Origin of the sequence: Brevundimonas sp. (assembly GCF_036405315.1) — a bacterium.
Lineage (GTDB): Bacteria > Pseudomonadota > Alphaproteobacteria > Caulobacterales > Caulobacteraceae > Brevundimonas.
This window is the reverse complement of sequence record NZ_DASWXW010000039.1, coordinates 1-16,489: the sequence shown is the minus strand read 5'-3', so window position 1 is coordinate 16,489 and position 16,489 is coordinate 1. Positions and strand designations below refer to the sequence as shown.

General features: G+C 67.1%; 18 protein-coding genes. 7 read left to right on the top strand and 11 right to left on the bottom strand.

Annotated elements, in window-relative coordinates; all coding sequences use genetic code 11:
• Positions 1-2,282 (top strand): ATP-dependent Clp protease ATP-binding subunit ClpA (gene clpA, locus VGE49_RS02815; RefSeq protein ID WP_331033067.1); only part of this gene is annotated, 2,282 nt, incomplete at its 5' end.
• A 194-nt stretch (positions 2,283-2,476) separates the two neighbouring features.
• The gene (locus VGE49_RS02810) at positions 2,477-3,055 is read left to right on the top strand and encodes a DUF4287 domain-containing protein (protein ID WP_331033066.1); all 579 of its coding nucleotides are present in this window, start codon (positions 2,477-2,479) and stop codon (positions 3,053-3,055) included.
• Between the two features lie 3 nt (positions 3,056-3,058).
• Here the strand turns inward: VGE49_RS02810 and VGE49_RS02805 are convergent, their stop codons facing one another.
• From VGE49_RS02805 to VGE49_RS02790, 4 genes are all read right to left on the bottom strand, one after another.
• Entirely contained in the window at positions 3,059-3,364 is a 306-nt protein-coding gene (locus VGE49_RS02805; RefSeq protein ID WP_331033065.1) for a CsbD family protein, read from the bottom strand.
• Between the two features lie 87 nt (positions 3,365-3,451).
• Entirely contained in the window at positions 3,452-4,597 is a 1,146-nt protein-coding gene (locus VGE49_RS02800) for a GNAT family N-acetyltransferase (RefSeq protein WP_331033064.1), read from the bottom strand.
• Positions 4,594-5,052, bottom strand: coding sequence for a RidA family protein (locus VGE49_RS02795; protein ID WP_331033063.1), 459 nt, complete (start codon positions 5,050-5,052; stop codon positions 4,594-4,596). Before VGE49_RS02795 ends, VGE49_RS02800 begins: the two co-directional genes overlap by 4 nt.
• Before the next feature lie 55 nt (positions 5,053-5,107).
• Positions 5,108-6,364 carry a DNA polymerase IV gene (locus tag VGE49_RS02790; RefSeq protein WP_414643590.1) on the bottom strand — a complete coding sequence of 419 codons (1,257 nt, stop codon included), beginning with the start codon at positions 6,362-6,364 and terminating at the stop codon, positions 5,108-5,110.
• A gap of 165 nt (positions 6,365-6,529) precedes the next feature.
• On the opposite strand from VGE49_RS02790, the gene VGE49_RS02785 reads away from it, so the two are divergent.
• Together VGE49_RS02785 and VGE49_RS02780 are read left to right on the top strand one after the other, a co-directional pair.
• On the top strand, positions 6,530-6,895 hold the full coding sequence (locus VGE49_RS02785; RefSeq protein ID WP_331033061.1) for a response regulator: 366 nt from the start codon (positions 6,530-6,532) through the stop codon (positions 6,893-6,895).
• A 3-nt stretch (positions 6,896-6,898) separates the two neighbouring features.
• Complete coding sequence (locus tag VGE49_RS02780) at positions 6,899-8,263, top strand: PleD family two-component system response regulator (protein WP_331033060.1); 1,365 nt, start codon at positions 6,899-6,901, stop codon at positions 8,261-8,263.
• A gap of 104 nt (positions 8,264-8,367) precedes the next feature.
• Here the strand turns inward: VGE49_RS02780 and rpmG are convergent, their stop codons facing one another.
• Entirely contained in the window at positions 8,368-8,535 is a 168-nt protein-coding gene (gene rpmG / locus VGE49_RS02775) for a 50S ribosomal protein L33 (protein WP_003164451.1), read from the bottom strand.
• Positions 8,536-8,661: 126 nt separating this feature from the next.
• Here rpmG and VGE49_RS02770 point away from each other — a divergent pair, with 126 nt between their 5' ends.
• The gene (locus VGE49_RS02770) at positions 8,662-9,228 is read left to right on the top strand and encodes a hypothetical protein (RefSeq protein ID WP_331033059.1); all 567 of its coding nucleotides are present in this window, start codon (positions 8,662-8,664) and stop codon (positions 9,226-9,228) included.
• 3 nt (positions 9,229-9,231) lie between these two features.
• Here the strand turns inward: VGE49_RS02770 and VGE49_RS02765 are convergent, their stop codons facing one another.
• The 3 genes from VGE49_RS02765 to rnr are packed head-to-tail and all read right to left on the bottom strand — an operon-like array spanning position 9,232 to position 12,669.
• Positions 9,232-9,645 (bottom strand): DUF5990 family protein, encoded by a 414-nt coding sequence (locus VGE49_RS02765; RefSeq protein ID WP_331033058.1) that lies wholly within the window; start codon positions 9,643-9,645, stop codon positions 9,232-9,234.
• A gap of 4 nt (positions 9,646-9,649) precedes the next feature.
• Positions 9,650-10,357, bottom strand: a complete 708-nt coding sequence (locus tag VGE49_RS02760; RefSeq protein WP_331033057.1) for an NUDIX hydrolase — start codon at positions 10,355-10,357, stop codon at positions 9,650-9,652.
• Positions 10,354-12,669 (bottom strand): ribonuclease R, encoded by a 2,316-nt coding sequence (gene rnr, locus VGE49_RS02755; RefSeq protein ID WP_331033056.1) that lies wholly within the window; start codon positions 12,667-12,669, stop codon positions 10,354-10,356. The genes VGE49_RS02760 and rnr overlap by 4 nt, the downstream gene beginning before the upstream one ends.
• Positions 12,670-12,783: 114 nt before the next feature.
• Here rnr and VGE49_RS02750 point away from each other — a divergent pair, with 114 nt between their 5' ends.
• Entirely contained in the window at positions 12,784-14,187 is a 1,404-nt protein-coding gene (locus VGE49_RS02750; protein ID WP_331033055.1) for a pyridoxal-phosphate dependent enzyme, read from the top strand.
• A 4-nt stretch (positions 14,188-14,191) separates the two neighbouring features.
• On the top strand, positions 14,192-15,355 hold the full coding sequence (locus tag VGE49_RS02745) for a cystathionine gamma-synthase (RefSeq protein ID WP_331033054.1): 1,164 nt from the start codon (positions 14,192-14,194) through the stop codon (positions 15,353-15,355).
• A 7-nt stretch (positions 15,356-15,362) separates the two neighbouring features.
• Here the strand turns inward: VGE49_RS02745 and VGE49_RS02740 are convergent, their stop codons facing one another.
• The 3 genes from VGE49_RS02740 to VGE49_RS02730 are packed head-to-tail and all read right to left on the bottom strand — an operon-like array spanning position 15,363 to position 16,117.
• Entirely contained in the window at positions 15,363-15,626 is a 264-nt protein-coding gene (locus VGE49_RS02740; RefSeq protein ID WP_331033053.1) for a hypothetical protein, read from the bottom strand.
• 20 nt (positions 15,627-15,646) lie between these two features.
• On the bottom strand, positions 15,647-15,877 hold the full coding sequence (locus tag VGE49_RS02735) for a S1 domain-containing protein (protein WP_331033052.1): 231 nt from the start codon (positions 15,875-15,877) through the stop codon (positions 15,647-15,649).
• Between the two features lie 27 nt (positions 15,878-15,904).
• A complete protein-coding gene (locus VGE49_RS02730; protein WP_331033051.1) occupies positions 15,905-16,117 on the bottom strand; it encodes a cold-shock protein in 213 nt (70 codons plus the stop codon).
• Positions 16,118-16,489 lie beyond the last annotated feature (372 nt).

Below are 16,489 nucleotides of genomic sequence, written 5' to 3'. Positions count from 1 at the left end.
CTCTCGAAGAGACCCTGCACCGCGCGGTCCACTATGCGAATGAGCGCCGGCACGAGTACGCCACGCTTGAACACCTGCTGCTGGCCCTGATCGACGATCCCGACGCCTCGGGCGTGATGACGGCCTGCAACGTCGATCTCGCCGCGCTGAAGACCGCGTTGACCCTCTATGTCGACAATGATCTGGCCGCCCTGGCCACGGCCGACGGCGACGACGCCAAGCCGACGGCGGGCTTCCAGCGGGTGATCCAGCGCGCGGTCATCCATGTCCAGTCGTCGGGCAGGGAAGAAGTGACGGGCGCCAATGTCCTGGTCGCCATCTTCTCGGAGCGCGAAAGCCACGCCGCCTACTTCCTGCAAGAGCAGGACATGACGCGCTATGACGCGGTCAACTTCATCGCCCACGGCATCGCCAAGAAGCCGGGCGCCAGCGAGACCCGCCCGGCCAAGGGTTCGCCCGAGGAGGCCGAGGACGCCGCCGCCGTCAAATCGGGCGGAGAGGCGCTGGAGGCTTATTGCATCGACCTCAACGAGAAGGCGCGCAAGGGCAAGATCGATCCCCTGATCGGCCGCACGGCCGAGGTCGAGCGTTCGATCCAGATTCTGTGCCGCCGGACCAAGAACAATCCGCTGCTGGTCGGCGACCCCGGCGTCGGCAAGACCGCCATCGCCGAAGGTCTGGCCCGCAAGATCGTCAACGGCGAAGTGCCGGAGGTCCTGAAGGACGCCACCATCTATTCGCTCGACATGGGGGCGCTGCTGGCCGGCACCCGCTATCGCGGCGACTTCGAGGAACGGCTGAAACAGGTCGTCAAGGAACTGGAGACCCACGAGAACGCGGTTCTGTTCATCGACGAGATTCACACGGTGATCGGCGCCGGCGCAACCAGCGGCGGCGCCATGGATGCGTCCAACCTGCTGAAGCCGGCCCTGGCCTCGGGCAGCCTGCGCTGCATGGGCTCCACCACCTACAAGGAGTATCGCCAGCACTTCGAGAAGGACCGCGCCCTGGTGCGTCGCTTCCAGAAGATCGACGTCAACGAGCCGACGGTCGAGGACACGGTGAAGATCCTCAAGGGGCTGAAGACGACCTACGAGACCCACCACAAGCTGCGCTACACCGACGCCGCCATCCGCACGGCGGTCGACCTGTCGGCGCGCTACATCACCGACCGCAAGCTGCCGGACAAGGCCATCGACGTGATCGACGAGGCGGGGGCGTCGCAGATGCTCCTGCCGGAATCCAGGCGCAAGAAGGTCATCGGCCAGAAGGAGGTCGAGGCCGTCATCGCCAAGATGGCCCGCATCCCGCCGAAGTCGGTCAGCAAGTCGGATACGGAATCCCTGCGCGAGCTGGAGACCGATCTGAAGCGCGCTGTCTTTGGTCAGGAACAGGCCATCGATCAGGTCTCGGCGGCGATGAAGCTGGCGCGGGCGGGTCTTCGCGATCCCAACAAGCCCATCGGCGCCTTCCTGTTTAGCGGACCGACCGGCGTGGGCAAGACCGAGGTGGCCAAGCAGCTTGCCGCCACCCTGGGCATCGAGATGCAGCGTTTCGACATGTCGGAATACATGGAGCGCCACACGGTCAGCCGCCTGATCGGCGCCCCTCCGGGCTATGTCGGCCATGACCAGGGCGGCCTTCTGACCGACGCGGTCGATCAGCACCCCCACTCGGTGGTGCTGCTGGACGAGATCGAGAAGGCCCACCCCGACGTCTACAACATCCTGCTGCAGGTGATGGACAACGGGACCCTGACCGACGCCATCGGCAAGAAGGTCGACTTCAGGAACGTCATCCTGATCATGACCACCAACGCCGGGGCCGCCGACAACGCCCGCGCCTCCATCGGCTTCGGCCGGGGCAAGGTCGAGGGCGAGGACGACAAGGCCATCCAGCGCCTGTTCGCGCCGGAGTTCCGCAACCGTCTGGACGCCATCGTGGCCTTCAAGCCGCTGGCCGCCGAGACGATCCGCTCGGTGGTCGGCAAGTTCATGATGCAGTTGGACGCCCAACTGGCGGACCGCAACATCACTATCGAACTGACCGACGAGGCGACCGACTGGCTGGCCAAGAACGGCTTCGACGAACTGTACGGCGCGCGGCCTCTGGCCCGCGTCATTCAGGAGCACATCAAGAAGCCGCTGGCCGACGACATCCTGTTCGGTCGCCTGACGCGCGGCGGACACGTCAAGGTCGAGCTGAAGGACGGCAAGATCGCCTTCGACATCACTCCGACCAAGGGCGCGGCGGTGAAGGAAGAGGAAGAAGAAACGGCCTGATTTCGCTCAGGTTTGCAGTCGGAGGCCCGGGCGGAAACGCCCGGGCCTTCTCAATTCCGCTCATCCCCGCGGAGGCGGGGACCCAGTGCTTTGGCTATAGGCGCGGGCCCGGTCGCGGTGCGGGTGGCGCTTACTGGGTCCCCGCTTCCGCGGGGATGAGCGGAGAGCTAGGGTCTGCTCTGGTGGAGGGACGGATGATGGGCGCAGTGCTGACGGAGCGGCAGAAGAAGTGGTTCGCCACGGTTCAGGCCAATCTGGAGAAGAACACCGGCAAGCCGCTGGCCGACTGGGTCGCCATCATGAAGGCCTGTCCCGAGACCGCGCCGCGCGCCCAGGCGGCCTGGCTGAAGGCCGAGCACGGCGTGGGCCAGAACCACGCGGCGCAGATCCTGGACGCCTGCCGCCCCGCCGACAGCCTCGGCTGGGACGAACCCGAGGTCCTGCGCGCGGCGCTGTGGAAGGACCCGGCGTCGCTGGCGCTCCTTGAAGCGGTCGAGCGGGTCGCGGACGGCGCCGAAGGCGTCATCTCGGGCCAGCGCAAGGGCTATACGTCCTTCTCGCGCAGCGTGCAGTTCGCGGCCATCCGCCCGCTCAAGGGCGGTCGGGCGCTCTTGGGTTTGAAGCTGGCGCCGGAGGCCTCGTCGCGCCTGTCGCCGTCGGCGCGGCGCGAAAGCTGGTCGGAACGGCTGACGGCGACCATCGAGCTGGAGGCGGCCGATCAGGTGGACGCCGAAATCGGCCGCCTGTTCGCACAGGCGGCTGACAATGGGTGAGGTCTAGCGTTTACGACCCAGCGCGCTTAGCAGCACCGCCGCGCCAGCCAGGATGCCGGTGGTCAGCAGGGGTTTGCGACGGGCGAAGTCCAGGCCCTTGCGCGCCGGTTCGCGCAGATCGGCGGGGGCCTTGTCGACCATGCCGTCCAGACCGTCGATGACGCGGCCATAGGCGTCCAGCGCCTTGCCCTTGACCTCGTTCAGCTTGCCTTCGACTTGGAGCTTGCTGTCGCCGGTCAGGCGGCCGAGGCCGTTCTGGGCCTTGCCCTTCAGCTCCGTCGCGACGCCTTCGATACGTTGATCGGTCATGGTGATTCCTGATGTGAGGAGGAGACTCACAGGGGAAGCGTATTGCGACGCAGCAAGTTCCGTAGAACTTCGCGATGCGACGACCTGTCAGCGAGCGCGATAGGGCGACAGGTCGGCCGTCATCGCCGCCATTTCAGCCTCGACCGCCGGGCGCTCGTTGTCGAGGTAGCGGGCGACCGGGTCGCGCAGGGCCGGATCGGCGATCCAGTGGGCGCTATAGACGGGGGAGGGCAGATAGCCGCGCGCGATCTTGTGCTCGCCCTGGGCGCCCGCCTCGACGCGGGACAGGCCGCGCGCGATGGCGAAGTCGATGGCCTGATAGTAGCAGAGCTCGAAATGGAGGAAGGGGACCTCCTCCAGCGCGCCCCACTGACGGCCATAGAGGGCCTCGCGGCCGATGAAGTTCAGGGCCCCGGCGATGGGCGTGTCGTCGCGGAAGGCCATGACCAGGGCGATGCGGTCGGCCATGCTTGCGCCGACGCGAGCGAAGAAGTCGCGCGTCAGATAGGGCCGGCCCCATTTGCGGTCGCCGGTGTCCATGTAGAAGTCGAAGAAGGCGTCCCAGTGGGCCTCGGTTAGATCGGCGCCGGTCAGGACGCGGATGTCGAGCCCGGCTTGCGCCTCGCGCCGCTCGCGCCGGATGGTCTTACGCCGATTGGACGACAGGGCGGCGAGGAAGTCGTCGAAGCTGCGATAGCTCTCATTGCGCCAGATGAACTGGATGTCGCGGCGCGGCAGCAGGCCCGCCTCGGTCATGGCGCGCCACTCAGGCTCGGCCGGGAAGTTGACGTGCAGGGACGAGACGCCCAGCCGCTCGACCAGGGTCAGCGCGCCTTGCAGCAGGGTCTCGCGCACGGTTGCTGCGTCGGTGTCGGGCGCGTTCAGAAAACGCGGCCCCGTCGCGGGCGTGAAGGGCACGGCGCCCAGAAGCTTGGGGTAGTAGCGCCCGCCGGCGCGTTGATAGGCGTCGGCCCAGGCGTGGTCGAAGACGTACTCGCCCTGGCTATGGCCCTTCAGATAGAGGGGCATGACGCCGATCACGGCGCCGTCTTCGTCATGCAGGGACAGGTGGCGCGCCGCCCAGCCCTGGGACGGGACGGCGCTGCCGGACGCCTCGCAGGCGTGCAGGAAGTCGTAGGAGACGAAGGGATCGCCGGTCGGGGCCGCGCAGGCGTCCCACGCGTCCCGGCCTATCGCGGCGATCCCGTCGTGAACCTGGAGCGTGAAGCTCACTTCACCTCGATGATGGCGTCGATCTCGACGGCGAAGCCAAGCGGCAGCTTGTAGACGCCGACGGCCGAACGGGCGTGCTTGCCCGCGTCGCCGAAGACCTGGACCATCAGGTCCGAGCAGCCGTTGACGACGGCCGGGATGGCTTCGAAGTCCGGTCCGGCCTGGACGAAGGCGCCCAGTTTGACGATGCGAACGACGCGATCCAGGTCGCCATCGACGGCGGCGTTGATCTGAGCCAGCAGGTTGATGCCGCACAGGCGGGCGGCTTCGGCGGCCTGCTCCGGGGTCACGTCGACGCCGACGGTGCCCTTGATCCCGCCGTTGGCGTCGTTCGACAGCTGGCCCGAGATCAGGACCTGGTTGCCGGTGCGGACATAGGAGACGTAGCTGGCGACGGGCTTGGCGGGCTCGGGCAGGGTGATGCCGAGTTCGGCGATGCGGGCGTGAATGCTCATGTCGGAGACTCCGTTGAGGGGTTGGGGCGGGGTGTAGCGCGCCAGACGAGCGGCGTCATCCGGGCTTCTTGAGCGCACGGCCCGCGACCACGGCGGCCGCCCCGAACTTGGCGCGCAGGGCGTCGATGGCGGTTTCGGTCTTCAGGGCCCGGGTCTCGGCGGTGGCGAACAGTCCGGCGGGGGCGGCGCCCGCCTCGGCGATTTCGGCCAGGCCGATTCCGATCAGGCGATAGGGCTCGCCCAGTTCGGGCTTCAGCAGGTCGCGCCCCGCGGAAAACAGCACCCGCGCCGTCTGCACCGGCTCGGCCAGGGTGATGCGGCGGGTGATGATCCTGAAGTCGGCCCTGCGCAGTTTCAGCACCACCACCCGGCTGGCCACGCCGTCCTGTCGCGCCTTGGACGCCAGCTTCTCGCACAGGGGCCAGAGTTCGGCCTCCAGATCCTCGGCGGACGTCAGGTCGTCGTTGAAGGTGGTCTCGGCGCTCATGCCGCGCCGGTCGTGGTCGGGGCGAACGGGCCGAGCGTCGCGGGCGTGGCTGAGGTCGTAGAGGCGCAGGCCCGTCTCGCCGTAACGCCGCACCAGATCCTTGACGTCGGCGGCGGCCAGATCGCCGACCGTGGCGAAGCCGTCGGAGCGCAGGGTGCGCCCGAACACCGGCCCGACGCCGGGCAGGATGTTGACCGGACGCGAGGCCAGCAGGCCTTTCGCTTCAGTCGCGCCGATGACGGAAAAGCCGCGCGGCTTGTCCAGTTCCGACGCGATCTTGGCCAGGAAGCGGTTGGGGGCCAGGCCGATGGAGACGGTCAGGCCGGTCTCCTCCTCGATCCATTTCTGCAGGCGGATCAATTGAAACGCGGGCGGGCCGCCGTTCAGACGCTCGGTGCCCTTCAGGTCGATCCAGGCCTCGTCCAGCGACAGGGTCTGGACCAGGGGCGTCAGCTTGCCGACCGCGCCGAAGATGCGCTCACTCTCGGCCACGTACTTGCGGAAGTCGGGCTTGATGACGACGGCGTCCGGGCAGGCCTTCAGCGCCTTGAACATGGGCATGGCCGAACCCACGCCGTGCAGGCGGGCCACATAGCAGGCGGTCGAGACCACGCCGCGCTTGCCGCCGCCGATGATGACCGGCTTGTCGCGCAGTTCCGGCCGGTCGCGCTTCTCGACCGAGGCGTAGAAGGCGTCGCAGTCCAGGTGGGCGATGGTCAGCTCGCCCAGTTCGTCGTGGGCGATCACCCGGCGCGAGGCGCAACTCGGACACCGCTCGACCTTGCGGTCGCCGGTCCACAAGCAGTCGCGGCAGACGGCCTTCAGGCTCAAAAGCAACTCCGTCGGCGCTCAAGCAGCGCGCAGCGCGATAGCGCAATGAAAAATGGCAGCTTCATCTCAACTTAAGACTGCGCGCGTCACAGTGCATCCGAAGAAGGCGAAAAGCCCTGCGCACGTGCGCAAATTGTTGGCGAAACAGCCGGGTGGCGGATGTCCAAGAAAGTCCTCATCGTCGAGGATAACGAGCTGAACATGAAGCTTTTTCATGATTTGCTCGACTCCCAGGGTTATGAGACCCTGCAGACCCGCGAAGGGCTGCAGGCGCTCGCCCTTGCGCGCCAGCATCGCCCCGACCTGATCCTGATGGACATTCAGTTGCCGGAGATTTCCGGTCTGGAAGTGACCAAGTGGCTGAAGGACGACGAGGAACTGAACCATATTCCCGTCATCGCCGTTACAGCCTTCGCCATGAAGGGCGATGAGGAGCGAATCCGGCAGGGCGGCTGCGAGGCCTATATCTCCAAGCCCATCTCGGTGGTGTCGTTCCTTGAGACCGTGCGCAAGCATTTGGGGTAGGCGATGAGCGCGCGCATCCTGGTGGTGGACGACGTCGAGGCCAATGTCCGCCTGCTCGAGGCCAAGCTGACGCTTGAGTATTATGAAGCCCTGACCTGCGGCGACGGCCTGACGGCCATTGAGATGGCGGCGTCGGAACAGCCGGATCTGATCCTTCTGGACGTCATGATGCCGGGCATGGACGGGTTCGAGACCTGCCGTCGCCTGAAGAACGAGCCGAGGACGCGGCATATCCCGGTGGTGCTGGTGACGGCGCTGGACGGGCGCCATGATCGTATCCGCGGCCTGGAAGCCGGCGCCGACGACTTCCTGACCAAGCCGCTGGACGACGTCATCCTGATGGCGCGGGTCAAGAGCCTGACCCGGCTGAAGATGGTTATGGACGAACTGCGCGAGCGCGAGGAAAGCGGGCGGCGAGTCGGCGTCGACACCGCCGGCGTGGCGCGGCTCAAGGGGTCTGGCGGGCGGGTTCTGGTCGTTGACGACAATGAGCTTCAGGCCGCCAAGGTGGCGCAGGAACTGGCGGTCGAGCACCGTCCCCTGATCGAAACGGCGCCCGAGGCGGCGTTGGAGGCGGCGCGCGGGCCGGTGGACCTGATGATCGTCAATGTCACCTCCGAGGGCTTTGACGGGCTGCGCCTGATCGCCCAGGCGCGCTCGAAGGAACCGACGCGGCGGCTGCCGATCCTGGCCCTGGTCGATTCGCACGACCGCCCCCGGCTGCTGAAGGCGCTGGAGTTGGGCGCCAACGACATCCTGACCCGGCCGGTCGATCCCGAGGAACTGTCGGCGCGCGCGCGCACCCAGGTGCGGCGCAAGCGTTACGGCGACTTTCTGCGGGAGAAGCTGGATTACAGCCTGGAGATGGCTGTCACCGACGCTCTGACCGGGCTTCACAATCGCCGGTATATGTCGAGCCAGCTTCAGGCCCTGGTGGCGCGCGCCAACACCGGCGGCGAGCCACTGGCCGTGCTGGTGCTGGATATCGATCACTTCAAGGCGGTCAACGACGGCTTCGGCCACGACGCCGGCGACGAGGTGCTGCGCGAGTTTTCGGTGCGGCTGGCGACCAATGTGCGGGCGGTGGATCTGCCGTGCCGATTCGGCGGCGAGGAGTTCGTCGTGGTCATGCCGGGCACGACGCTGGAGGACGCCAAGCGAATCGCCGAGCGAATCCGTCGCGACGTGGGCGCGGCGCCGTTCCGCGTCATGGGCGGCCGCGAGCATCTGAACATCACCGTCTCGGTCGGCGTGGCCGCGACCACGGGGGCTGACGACACGCCCGAAGCCCTGCTGAAGCGGGCGGACGAGGGGGTCTACGAGGCCAAGGCCTCGGGCCGAAACAAGGTCGTCGCCCGCGCGGCCTGACGCTGCCTTCTCATTGATCGGACAACGAAAAACGCCCGGCTGAACAGCCGGGCGTTTCGAATTCTGCAGTCAAGCGAGCCCTGAGGCTCGGGGCGGTCAGGCCCTTACTTGATCTTGCCTTCCTTGAACTCGACGTGCTTGCGGACGACCGGGTCGTACTTCTTGACGACCATCTTTTCGGTCATCGTACGGGCGTTCTTCTTGGTCACGTAGAAGAAGCCGGTGTCGGCGGTGGAGTTCAGGCGGATCTTGATGGAAGCCGGTTTGGCCATCGGAATTACCTTTGCGACGGCGAAAGCCGCATGAAACGAGAGGCGCGGAACATACTCAGGCGGAGATCAAAGTCAACGCCCGCGATGTCGCGTTGAGGAATGGCTCCTAAAGGCTAGGGTGATGAAATGAAAGCCCTGACCTCGCTCGCCCTCGCGGCCGTCGCCCTGACCCTGTCGTCCTTGCCCGCCGCCGCGCGCGCCGAGACGCCCCAGGATGCCTTCTTCAAGAACCTGAGCGCCCTGTGCGGCCAGAGATTCGAGGGCAAGGTCGTCACTACCGACGCCGCCGATTCGGATTTCGCCAGCCAGCGTCTGCTGATGCATGTGCGCGACTGCTCGGCCGAAGAGATTCGCATTCCCTTCTGGGTCGGCGCCGACCGGTCGCGCACCTGGGTGGTGACGCGCACGGCGACGGGGCTGCGGCTGAAGCATGATCACCGTCACGACGACGGCACGACCGACACACTGCACTGGTACGGCGGCGACACGGCGGGCGCGGGCGCGGCCGAGCGCCAGGAATTCCCGGTCGATCAGGAATCCATCGACCTGTTCAACGCCAACAACGCCTCGGTCTCGACCATCAACACCTGGGCGATGGAGGTCCATCCGGGCCAGATGTTCGCCTATGAGCTGCGTCGCCCGAACCGCCACTTCCGCGTCGAGTTCGATCTGAAGAAGCCCGTCGCTCAATAGGGCCTAGAGCGCCTTCCACGGTTTCAAGGGGCGGACGGTGGCGCAGGCCGGGCTGCCGTCCTTTGCACGACCCGGTAGGCGGACTTCCAGCGTGCGGCCCTGACGCGCGACCTCGAGCAGGTCGGCAGGGATGTCGTGGACGTCGATCTTGGCTCGGCGGTCCCAGTTGCTGTCCGGGGCGCCGGCGTGCTTGCCGATGCCGATATAGACGAAGCGGCGCTCGGTTCCTTCCCGCCGCACGAAGGGGCCGCTCAAGCGGTTATCGTCATTCAGGACGACGGGCGCGTTCAGTGACAGCGGGGCCTCGGTTGCGGTCGCGGCGTCGATGGGTTCGCCGTCCTTGCCCTGTAGGCTGTAGCAGACGCCCGGCACGGGGTCGTTGATGGTCAGGCGAAGGATGATCGTCCGCTTGGCCACAGCGTCAGTCCCTGTGTTCGACCACATGCTGGCCGCGCACCATGCGCACGAAGGGCAGGGGGCGGTCGGGATGGCTCAGCCGTTCGGCGACCTCGCCTAGGACGAAGCGGGTGATGGCGGGCAGGTCCAGGGCCTGGGCCTCGTCCAGCGGCAGCCAGGCGATCTCGTCCAGTTCGCCCGAGCCTTCGATCCGGTCGGGATCGCGCAGGGCCTCGACCGGGGCCATGAAGAAGCGGGCGTCGAAACGGCGCGTGCGTCCCGGCGGGGTGATGGCGCGGGCCACATAGGACAGGGCCGACAGGTCGGGCAGGGCGCCCGCCTGACGATACTCGCGCCAGGGCCCGGCGACCGAGGCGGGCGGGGCGGGCAGGCCCAGAATCAGCCCTGTTTCCTCAAAGGTCTCGCGCACGGCGGTCAGGGCCAGGGCGCGGGCGCGACGAGCAGGCATCTCGGCCTCCAGCCGCCGGGCGACGTCTGACGACAGTTCGCCGGTCGAGGCGGCGGTGAAGTCGGAACGGTCGATGCGTCCGCCGGGAAAGACCCACTTCGAGGCCATGAAGACGTGGCCGGGCGCACGCCGTCCCATCAGCACCTCAGGGCGGTCCCCGCCGCGCGTCAGGATCAGAGTGGCGGCGTCCTTGGGCTTCTGGCCGCCGCCCGTGCGCGGAGCGTCGGCCAGGTCCTGAGCGGCGTCGAAGGGCTGAGGCTTCACTTCCGCTTGCCCTTGCGAACCCCCTTGAGCCCGCCCGACGGCTTGCCGCCGTTGCGGGGCTTGGGACCGCCGGGGCGGCCTTTTCCACGCATCGGCGGGCGATCGCCGCCGCGTCCGCGGATGCCGTAGCGCGGGGCCGGGGCGTTGGGGTCGCGCGGGTCCGGCTCGGAGATCATCTCCAGCACCAGACCGCCAGTGACGGGCGTGGCCTCCATCAGCTTGACCTCGACGCGACGGCCCAGGGTGAAGCGTTTGCCGGTGCGGTCGCCGACCAGGGCGTGGGCGCGGTCGTCGTGGGTGAAATACTCGCTGCCCAGGGTAGATACCGGCACCAGACCGTCGGCGCCCGTCTCGTCCAGCCGTACGAACAGGCCGAAGCGGGTGACGCCGGTGATGCGTCCGGCGAAGGTGGCGCCGACGTGGTCTTCCAGGAAGGCGGCGATGTAGCGGTCCATGGCGTCGCGCTCGGCGGCCATCGAGCGGCGCTCGGTGCTCGTCACCTGCTCGGCGATGGCGGTCAGTTCGGCGATCTCGCGGTCCGTCAGACCGTCCGAGCCCAGGTTCAGGCCACGGATCAGGCCGCGGTGCACGATCAGGTCGGAATAGCGCCGGATCGGCGAGGTGAAGTGAGCGTAGCGTTCCAGGTGCAGGCCGAAGTGGCCGACGTTCTCAGGCGAATAGATCGCCTGCATCTGGGTGCGCAGGACCACCTCGTTGACCACTTCGGCGTGGGGGCCGTCGCGCGTCTCGTCCAGCAGCTTGTTGAACCGCTTGGTGTTCGGCGCCTCGCCCTTGTTCCAGGGCATGGCGATGGTGTGCAGGAAGTCGGCCAGGTTGAAGATCTTCTCCTGGCTGGGGGCCTCGTGGACGCGATAGATCAGCGGCGTGCGCGTCTTCTCCAGCGTCTCGGCGGCGCAGACGTTGGCCTGGATCATCATTTCTTCGATCAGGCGGTGGGCCTCCAGCGACTTGCGCGGCTCGATGGCGCCGATGCCGCCGCCGGGGTCCATCAGCACCTTGCGTTCCGGGCTTTCGATGGCCAGGGGGCTGCGGCGCTCGCGGCCCTTCAGCATGGTCGAATAGGCGTTCCACAACGGATAGAGGACGGCGTCCATGATCGGACCCGTCACATCGTCCTGCTGGCCGTCGATGGCGGACTGGGCCTGTTCGTAGGACAGTTTGGCCTGCGACCGCATAAGGCCGCGCATGAACTTGTGCCCGGTCTTCCTACCGTCCTTGTCGAAGATCATGCGCACGGCCATGCAGGCGCGGTTCTCGCCCTGTTTCAGGCTGCACAGACCGTTGGACAGGACTTCCGGCAGCATGGGCTCGACGCGGTCGGGGAAGTAGGTGGAGTTGCCCTTGTCGCGCGCCTCGCGGTCCAGCGCCGAGTTGGGGCGGACATAGGCGGCCACGTCGGCGATGGCGACCCAGACGACCCAGCCGTCGGGGTTTTTCGGGTCCGTGTCCCGCTCGGCGTAGACGGCGTCGTCGTGGTCGCGGGCGTCGGCCGGGTCGATGGTGATGAAGGGCACCTCGCGCAGGTCTTCGCGCCCCTTCAGCGTCGGCAGGGCCTGATCCTCGGCCTCGCGCTCGACCTGCTCCGAGAAGCCGGTCGGCAGGCCGTGGGCGTGGATGGCGATGATGGAGGCGGCGCGGGGATCGTCCTCGCGGCCGATGGATTCCAGGATCTTGCCGCGCTTGGGCCCGTAGCGGTGGTCGCCCTTTTCGATCGAGGCCAGCACCAGATCGCCGTCGCGCAGGTCGCCAGCCTGAGCCGAGGGGATCAGCAGCACGTCCTTGGAACGCTTGTCGACCGGCTCGACGCGGGTTTCGCGCGCCGACTTGCGGATCACGCCCAGGACGCGGTTGGTCCCGGCGTCCAGCCGCTTGACCAGACGGGCCTCCCAGCCCTCGGCGCCGCGCGAGAACTTGACCAGCAGACGGTCGCCGACGCCAGGCGCCGGGCTCTTGCCCTCGCGATCCGGCAGCAGCAGGGCGCGCGGCGCGTCCTCGCCGCCCTTGACCAGCTCGACGTAAAGCTCGCCGTCGGCGTCGCGATCCACCACGTCGGCCACGCCGACGGGGGGCAGGGCGCCGACCTCGGAAAAGCCTTTGCGGCCGCGCTTGCCCAGGGCGCCTTCGGCCTCCAGCGTCTTCAGCATTTCGCGCAGCTGGCGACGTTCGACGCCCTTCAATCCGAAGGCGCGGGCGATGTCGGCCTTCTGGGCCTCGCCGGCTTCGCGCAGGAAGGCGATCAGGGTCTCTTTGTCGGGCAGGCCCGCGGCGGGGCGTTTCGGCGTCTTGGTCATTGCGTCCTATGTAATGCGCTTCGAGCCAAATGGGTGAAAACTTGCGTGAGTTGACCAAGCGTGCGCCGACGCCCAGCTTCCGCCCCTGAACACGCCTTTCCCGGAGCCTTCCGCATGTCGATGTCCGACGCCCCCGTCCTGATCCGCCCTGTGGGATCGCTGCTGGACCTGATCGGCAAGACGCCGATGGTCGAGGTGACGCGGATCGACACCGGCCCCTGCCGCCTGTTCCTGAAACTGGAGAGCCAGAACCCCGGCGGTTCGATCAAGGACCGCATCGCCCTGTCGATGATCGAGGCGGCGGAAAACGCCGGCTGGCTGAAGCCGGGCGGCACCATCGTCGAAGCCACGGCGGGCAACACCGGCCTGGCCCTGACCCTGGTGGGCAAGCAGAAGGGCTATAAGGTCCTGCTGGTCATCCCCGACAAGATGTCGAAGGAGAAGATCCAGCATCTGCGCGCCATGGGCGCCGACGTGCGCCTGACCCGCTCGGACGTGCCGCACGGCCACCCCGAATACTACACCGACATGGCCGAGCGCCTGGCCCAGCAGATCCCCGGCGGCTACTTCGTCAACCAGTTCGCCAACGACGCCAACACCGCCGCCCACTTCAAGACGACCGGCCCGGAAATCTTCGAGCAGATGGACGGCGACATCGACGCCTTCGTCGCCGGCATCGGCTCGGGCGGGACGATCACGGGCAATGCGCAATACTTCAAGTCGCAGGGCTCGAACGCCAAGATCATCCTGGCGGACCCGGTCGGCTCGGCCCTGGCGGGCCTGATCAACGAGGGCGTGGCCGGTCCGGACGGCAGCTATGCGGTCGAAGGCATCGGCCAGAACTTCATGCCGGACACCGCCGATCCCGACCTGATCGACATGGCCTATTCGATCCCGGACTCGGAGGCGATCGCCACGGTGCGCGAGCTGCTGCTGAAGGAAGGCATCCTGGCGGGGTCGTCGTCCGGCACCCTGATCGCCACGGCCCTGCGCTGGTGCCGCGAGCAGACCGAGCCGAAGCGGGTCGTGACCTTCGTCTGCGACACCGGCGCCAAGTATCTGTCCAAGGTCTACAACGACGCCTGGCTAGCCGATCAGGGCCTGACCCAGCGCGAACTGCACGGCGACCTGTCGGACCTGATCACGCGCAAATACGCCAACGGCGACGTGGTGATCATCGGCCCCGACGACACCCTGGACACCGCCTTCAAGCGGATGAAGGGCGACGGTGTGTCGCAACTGCCGGTCATTCAGGACGGCCGCCTGGTCGGCATTCTGGACGAGAGCGACATCGTCCACATCATGAACACCGACGACATCACCCGTCAGGAACGCTTCGCCAAGCCGGTCTCCTCGGCCATGACGCGCGATCTGGACACCCTGCAGGTGTCGGAGTCGCTGGACGCCCTGATCCCGATCTTCGACCGCGACCGCGTGGCCATCGTTCTGGACGGCGAGGCCTTCGTCGGCCTGATCGCCCGCACCGACCTGATCAACCACCTCAGCCTGAACCGGTAAGACCATGGCAGACCTGAAGAACAGCCAGGGTTTCTCGACCCGCGCCATCCACGCCGGCCAGAAGCCCGACCCGACCACGGGCGCGGTGATGACGCCGATCTACGCCACCTCGACCTACGCCCAGGAAAGCCCGGGCGTGAACAAGGGGTATGAGTACGCGCGCGGTAAGAACCCGACGCGTGAGGCCTTCGAGGCCTGCATCGCCGACCTTGAAGGCGGGGTTCAGGCCTTCGGCTTTGGCTCGGGCATGGCGGCGACCTCGACGGCGCTGGAACTGCTGGACGCCGGTTCGCACATCGTCACCGGCGACGACCTCTACGGCGGCTCGTGGCGGCTGTTCGAGCGGGTGCGGCGTCGGTCGATGGGGCTGGACTTCAGCTACATCGACCTGACCGATCTGGCGGCGGTCGAGGCGGCGATCACCGACAAGACGCGGATGCTGTGGGTCGAGACGCCCACCAACCCGCTGATGAAGCTGGCCGACATCGAGGCCTTGTCCAAGATCGCCAAGGCCCACAAGCTGATCCTGGTCGTCGACAACACCTTCGCCACGCCGTGGAGCCAGCAGCCGCTGGCCCTGGGCGCCGACGTGGTCATGCATTCGGCGACCAAGTATCTGAACGGTCACTCTGACATCGTCGGCGGGGTTCTGGTGGCCAGGGACGCCGAGATGGCGGCTCAGCTGAAGTTCCTGCAGAACTCCATCGGCGGCGTCATGGGTCCGTTCGACGCCTTCCTGGCCAACCGGGGCCTGAAGACCCTGGGCCTGCGCATGAAGGCGCACAACGAGAACGCCCTGGCCGTGGCGCGCTGGCTGGAAGACCGGGCTGGCGTGGCCAAGGTCATCTATCCGGGCCTGATCAGCCACCCGCAGCACGAGCTGGCCGCGCGCCAGATGAACGGCCGCTTCGGCGGCATGGTCACGGTGCTGATCGACGGCGATCTGGAGCGGACCAAGCGCGTGCTGGAGCGGGTGCAGGTCTTCACCCTGGCGGAGTCGCTGGGCGGGGTCGAAAGCCTGGTGAACCACCCGGCCATCATGACCCACGCCAGCGTGCCCAAGGACGTGCGCGAGGCCGGCGGCGTCACCGACAACCTGATCCGTCTGTCGGTCGGGGTCGAGGATATCGACGACCTGATCGCCGACCTGGATCAGGCCCTACGTTGAACTGAAGTCAGGCCGTCTTGTCGGGCAGGGCGGTCTGATGGCCCGTGACGGGCGCCGGCTTCTTCTTGGGGGCGGCGCGCTTCTTGGCCGGTGCGACGGGCTTGGGCGCGGCGGCGATTTCGGCCAGTCGGGCGTCGATCAGCGGCAGGATATCGGCTGCGGTCGTCACCTGAACGGCAGAGCCATGCTCGACCAGGCGTGCGGCGTTGGCGCGCAGGGCCTTGAGGTCGACTTCGCTCAGGGCGGGGATCTTGTCAGCAAGCGTGGTCATCGGCGTCTCCGGGGAGAGCGTCAGGGCCGGCGCACGAGGCGCCAGCCCTTCAACTGATTGAAGGCGATCTCGACGACGACGCGGTCGCCGATCAGGCTGACGTCCGTCGGTTTCCCGAGGGACGCCAGCACCGTCACCAGATGCCCGTTGTTCAACCGCACCCGACGACGGCCCAGGGGGAGCAGCTTCACCACTTCGCCTTCGAAGGCGATGGCGTGCTGGTCGCGCTGGGCGGCCGTGTTCGGCGTCAACTCCGGGGCGGTATGGTCGGTGTCGGCTTAGTCAGCCGCCTGAAGCCGGCCAGCGGATTCCTTGCCGCTGCGGCTGTCGCGTTCGATTTCGTAGGAGACTTTCTGGTTTTCGTTCAGCGAACCGAGCGAAGAGACCTCGACGGCCGTTGCGTGGACGAAGACGTCCTTGCCGCCATCATCGGGCTGGATGAAGCCATAGCCCTTGGTGGAGTTGTACCATTTGACAGTGCCGGTAGCCATTTTCAGGACTCCCCGTTTGAGTGGCCGCAGGAAGGATGTCCTGGCAGCCTGTCGGGTCTGAATGGGATTGGCTTTGGACCTCGGTGCGCGATGCAAAGGGGCAGCAGCGTTTCGCAGAGAGATCGACGAATACAAAGATGGGCGCTTTGCCGCCCATTAGCAAGGGCAGGGGCGCAAAAGCCATAATTGGGCGCCGCAAACGAAAACGGCGGCGACAGCCGAAGCCGTCGCCGCCGTTCGAAATCCGCGCCGAATGAACGGCGCGAGAAATCAGCCTTCGGTCTTCAGTTGACCGGCCGATTCCTTGCCCGAGCGACGGTCGCGCTCGATTTCGTACGAGACCTTTTGGTTCTCGTCGAGGCCACGCAGGCC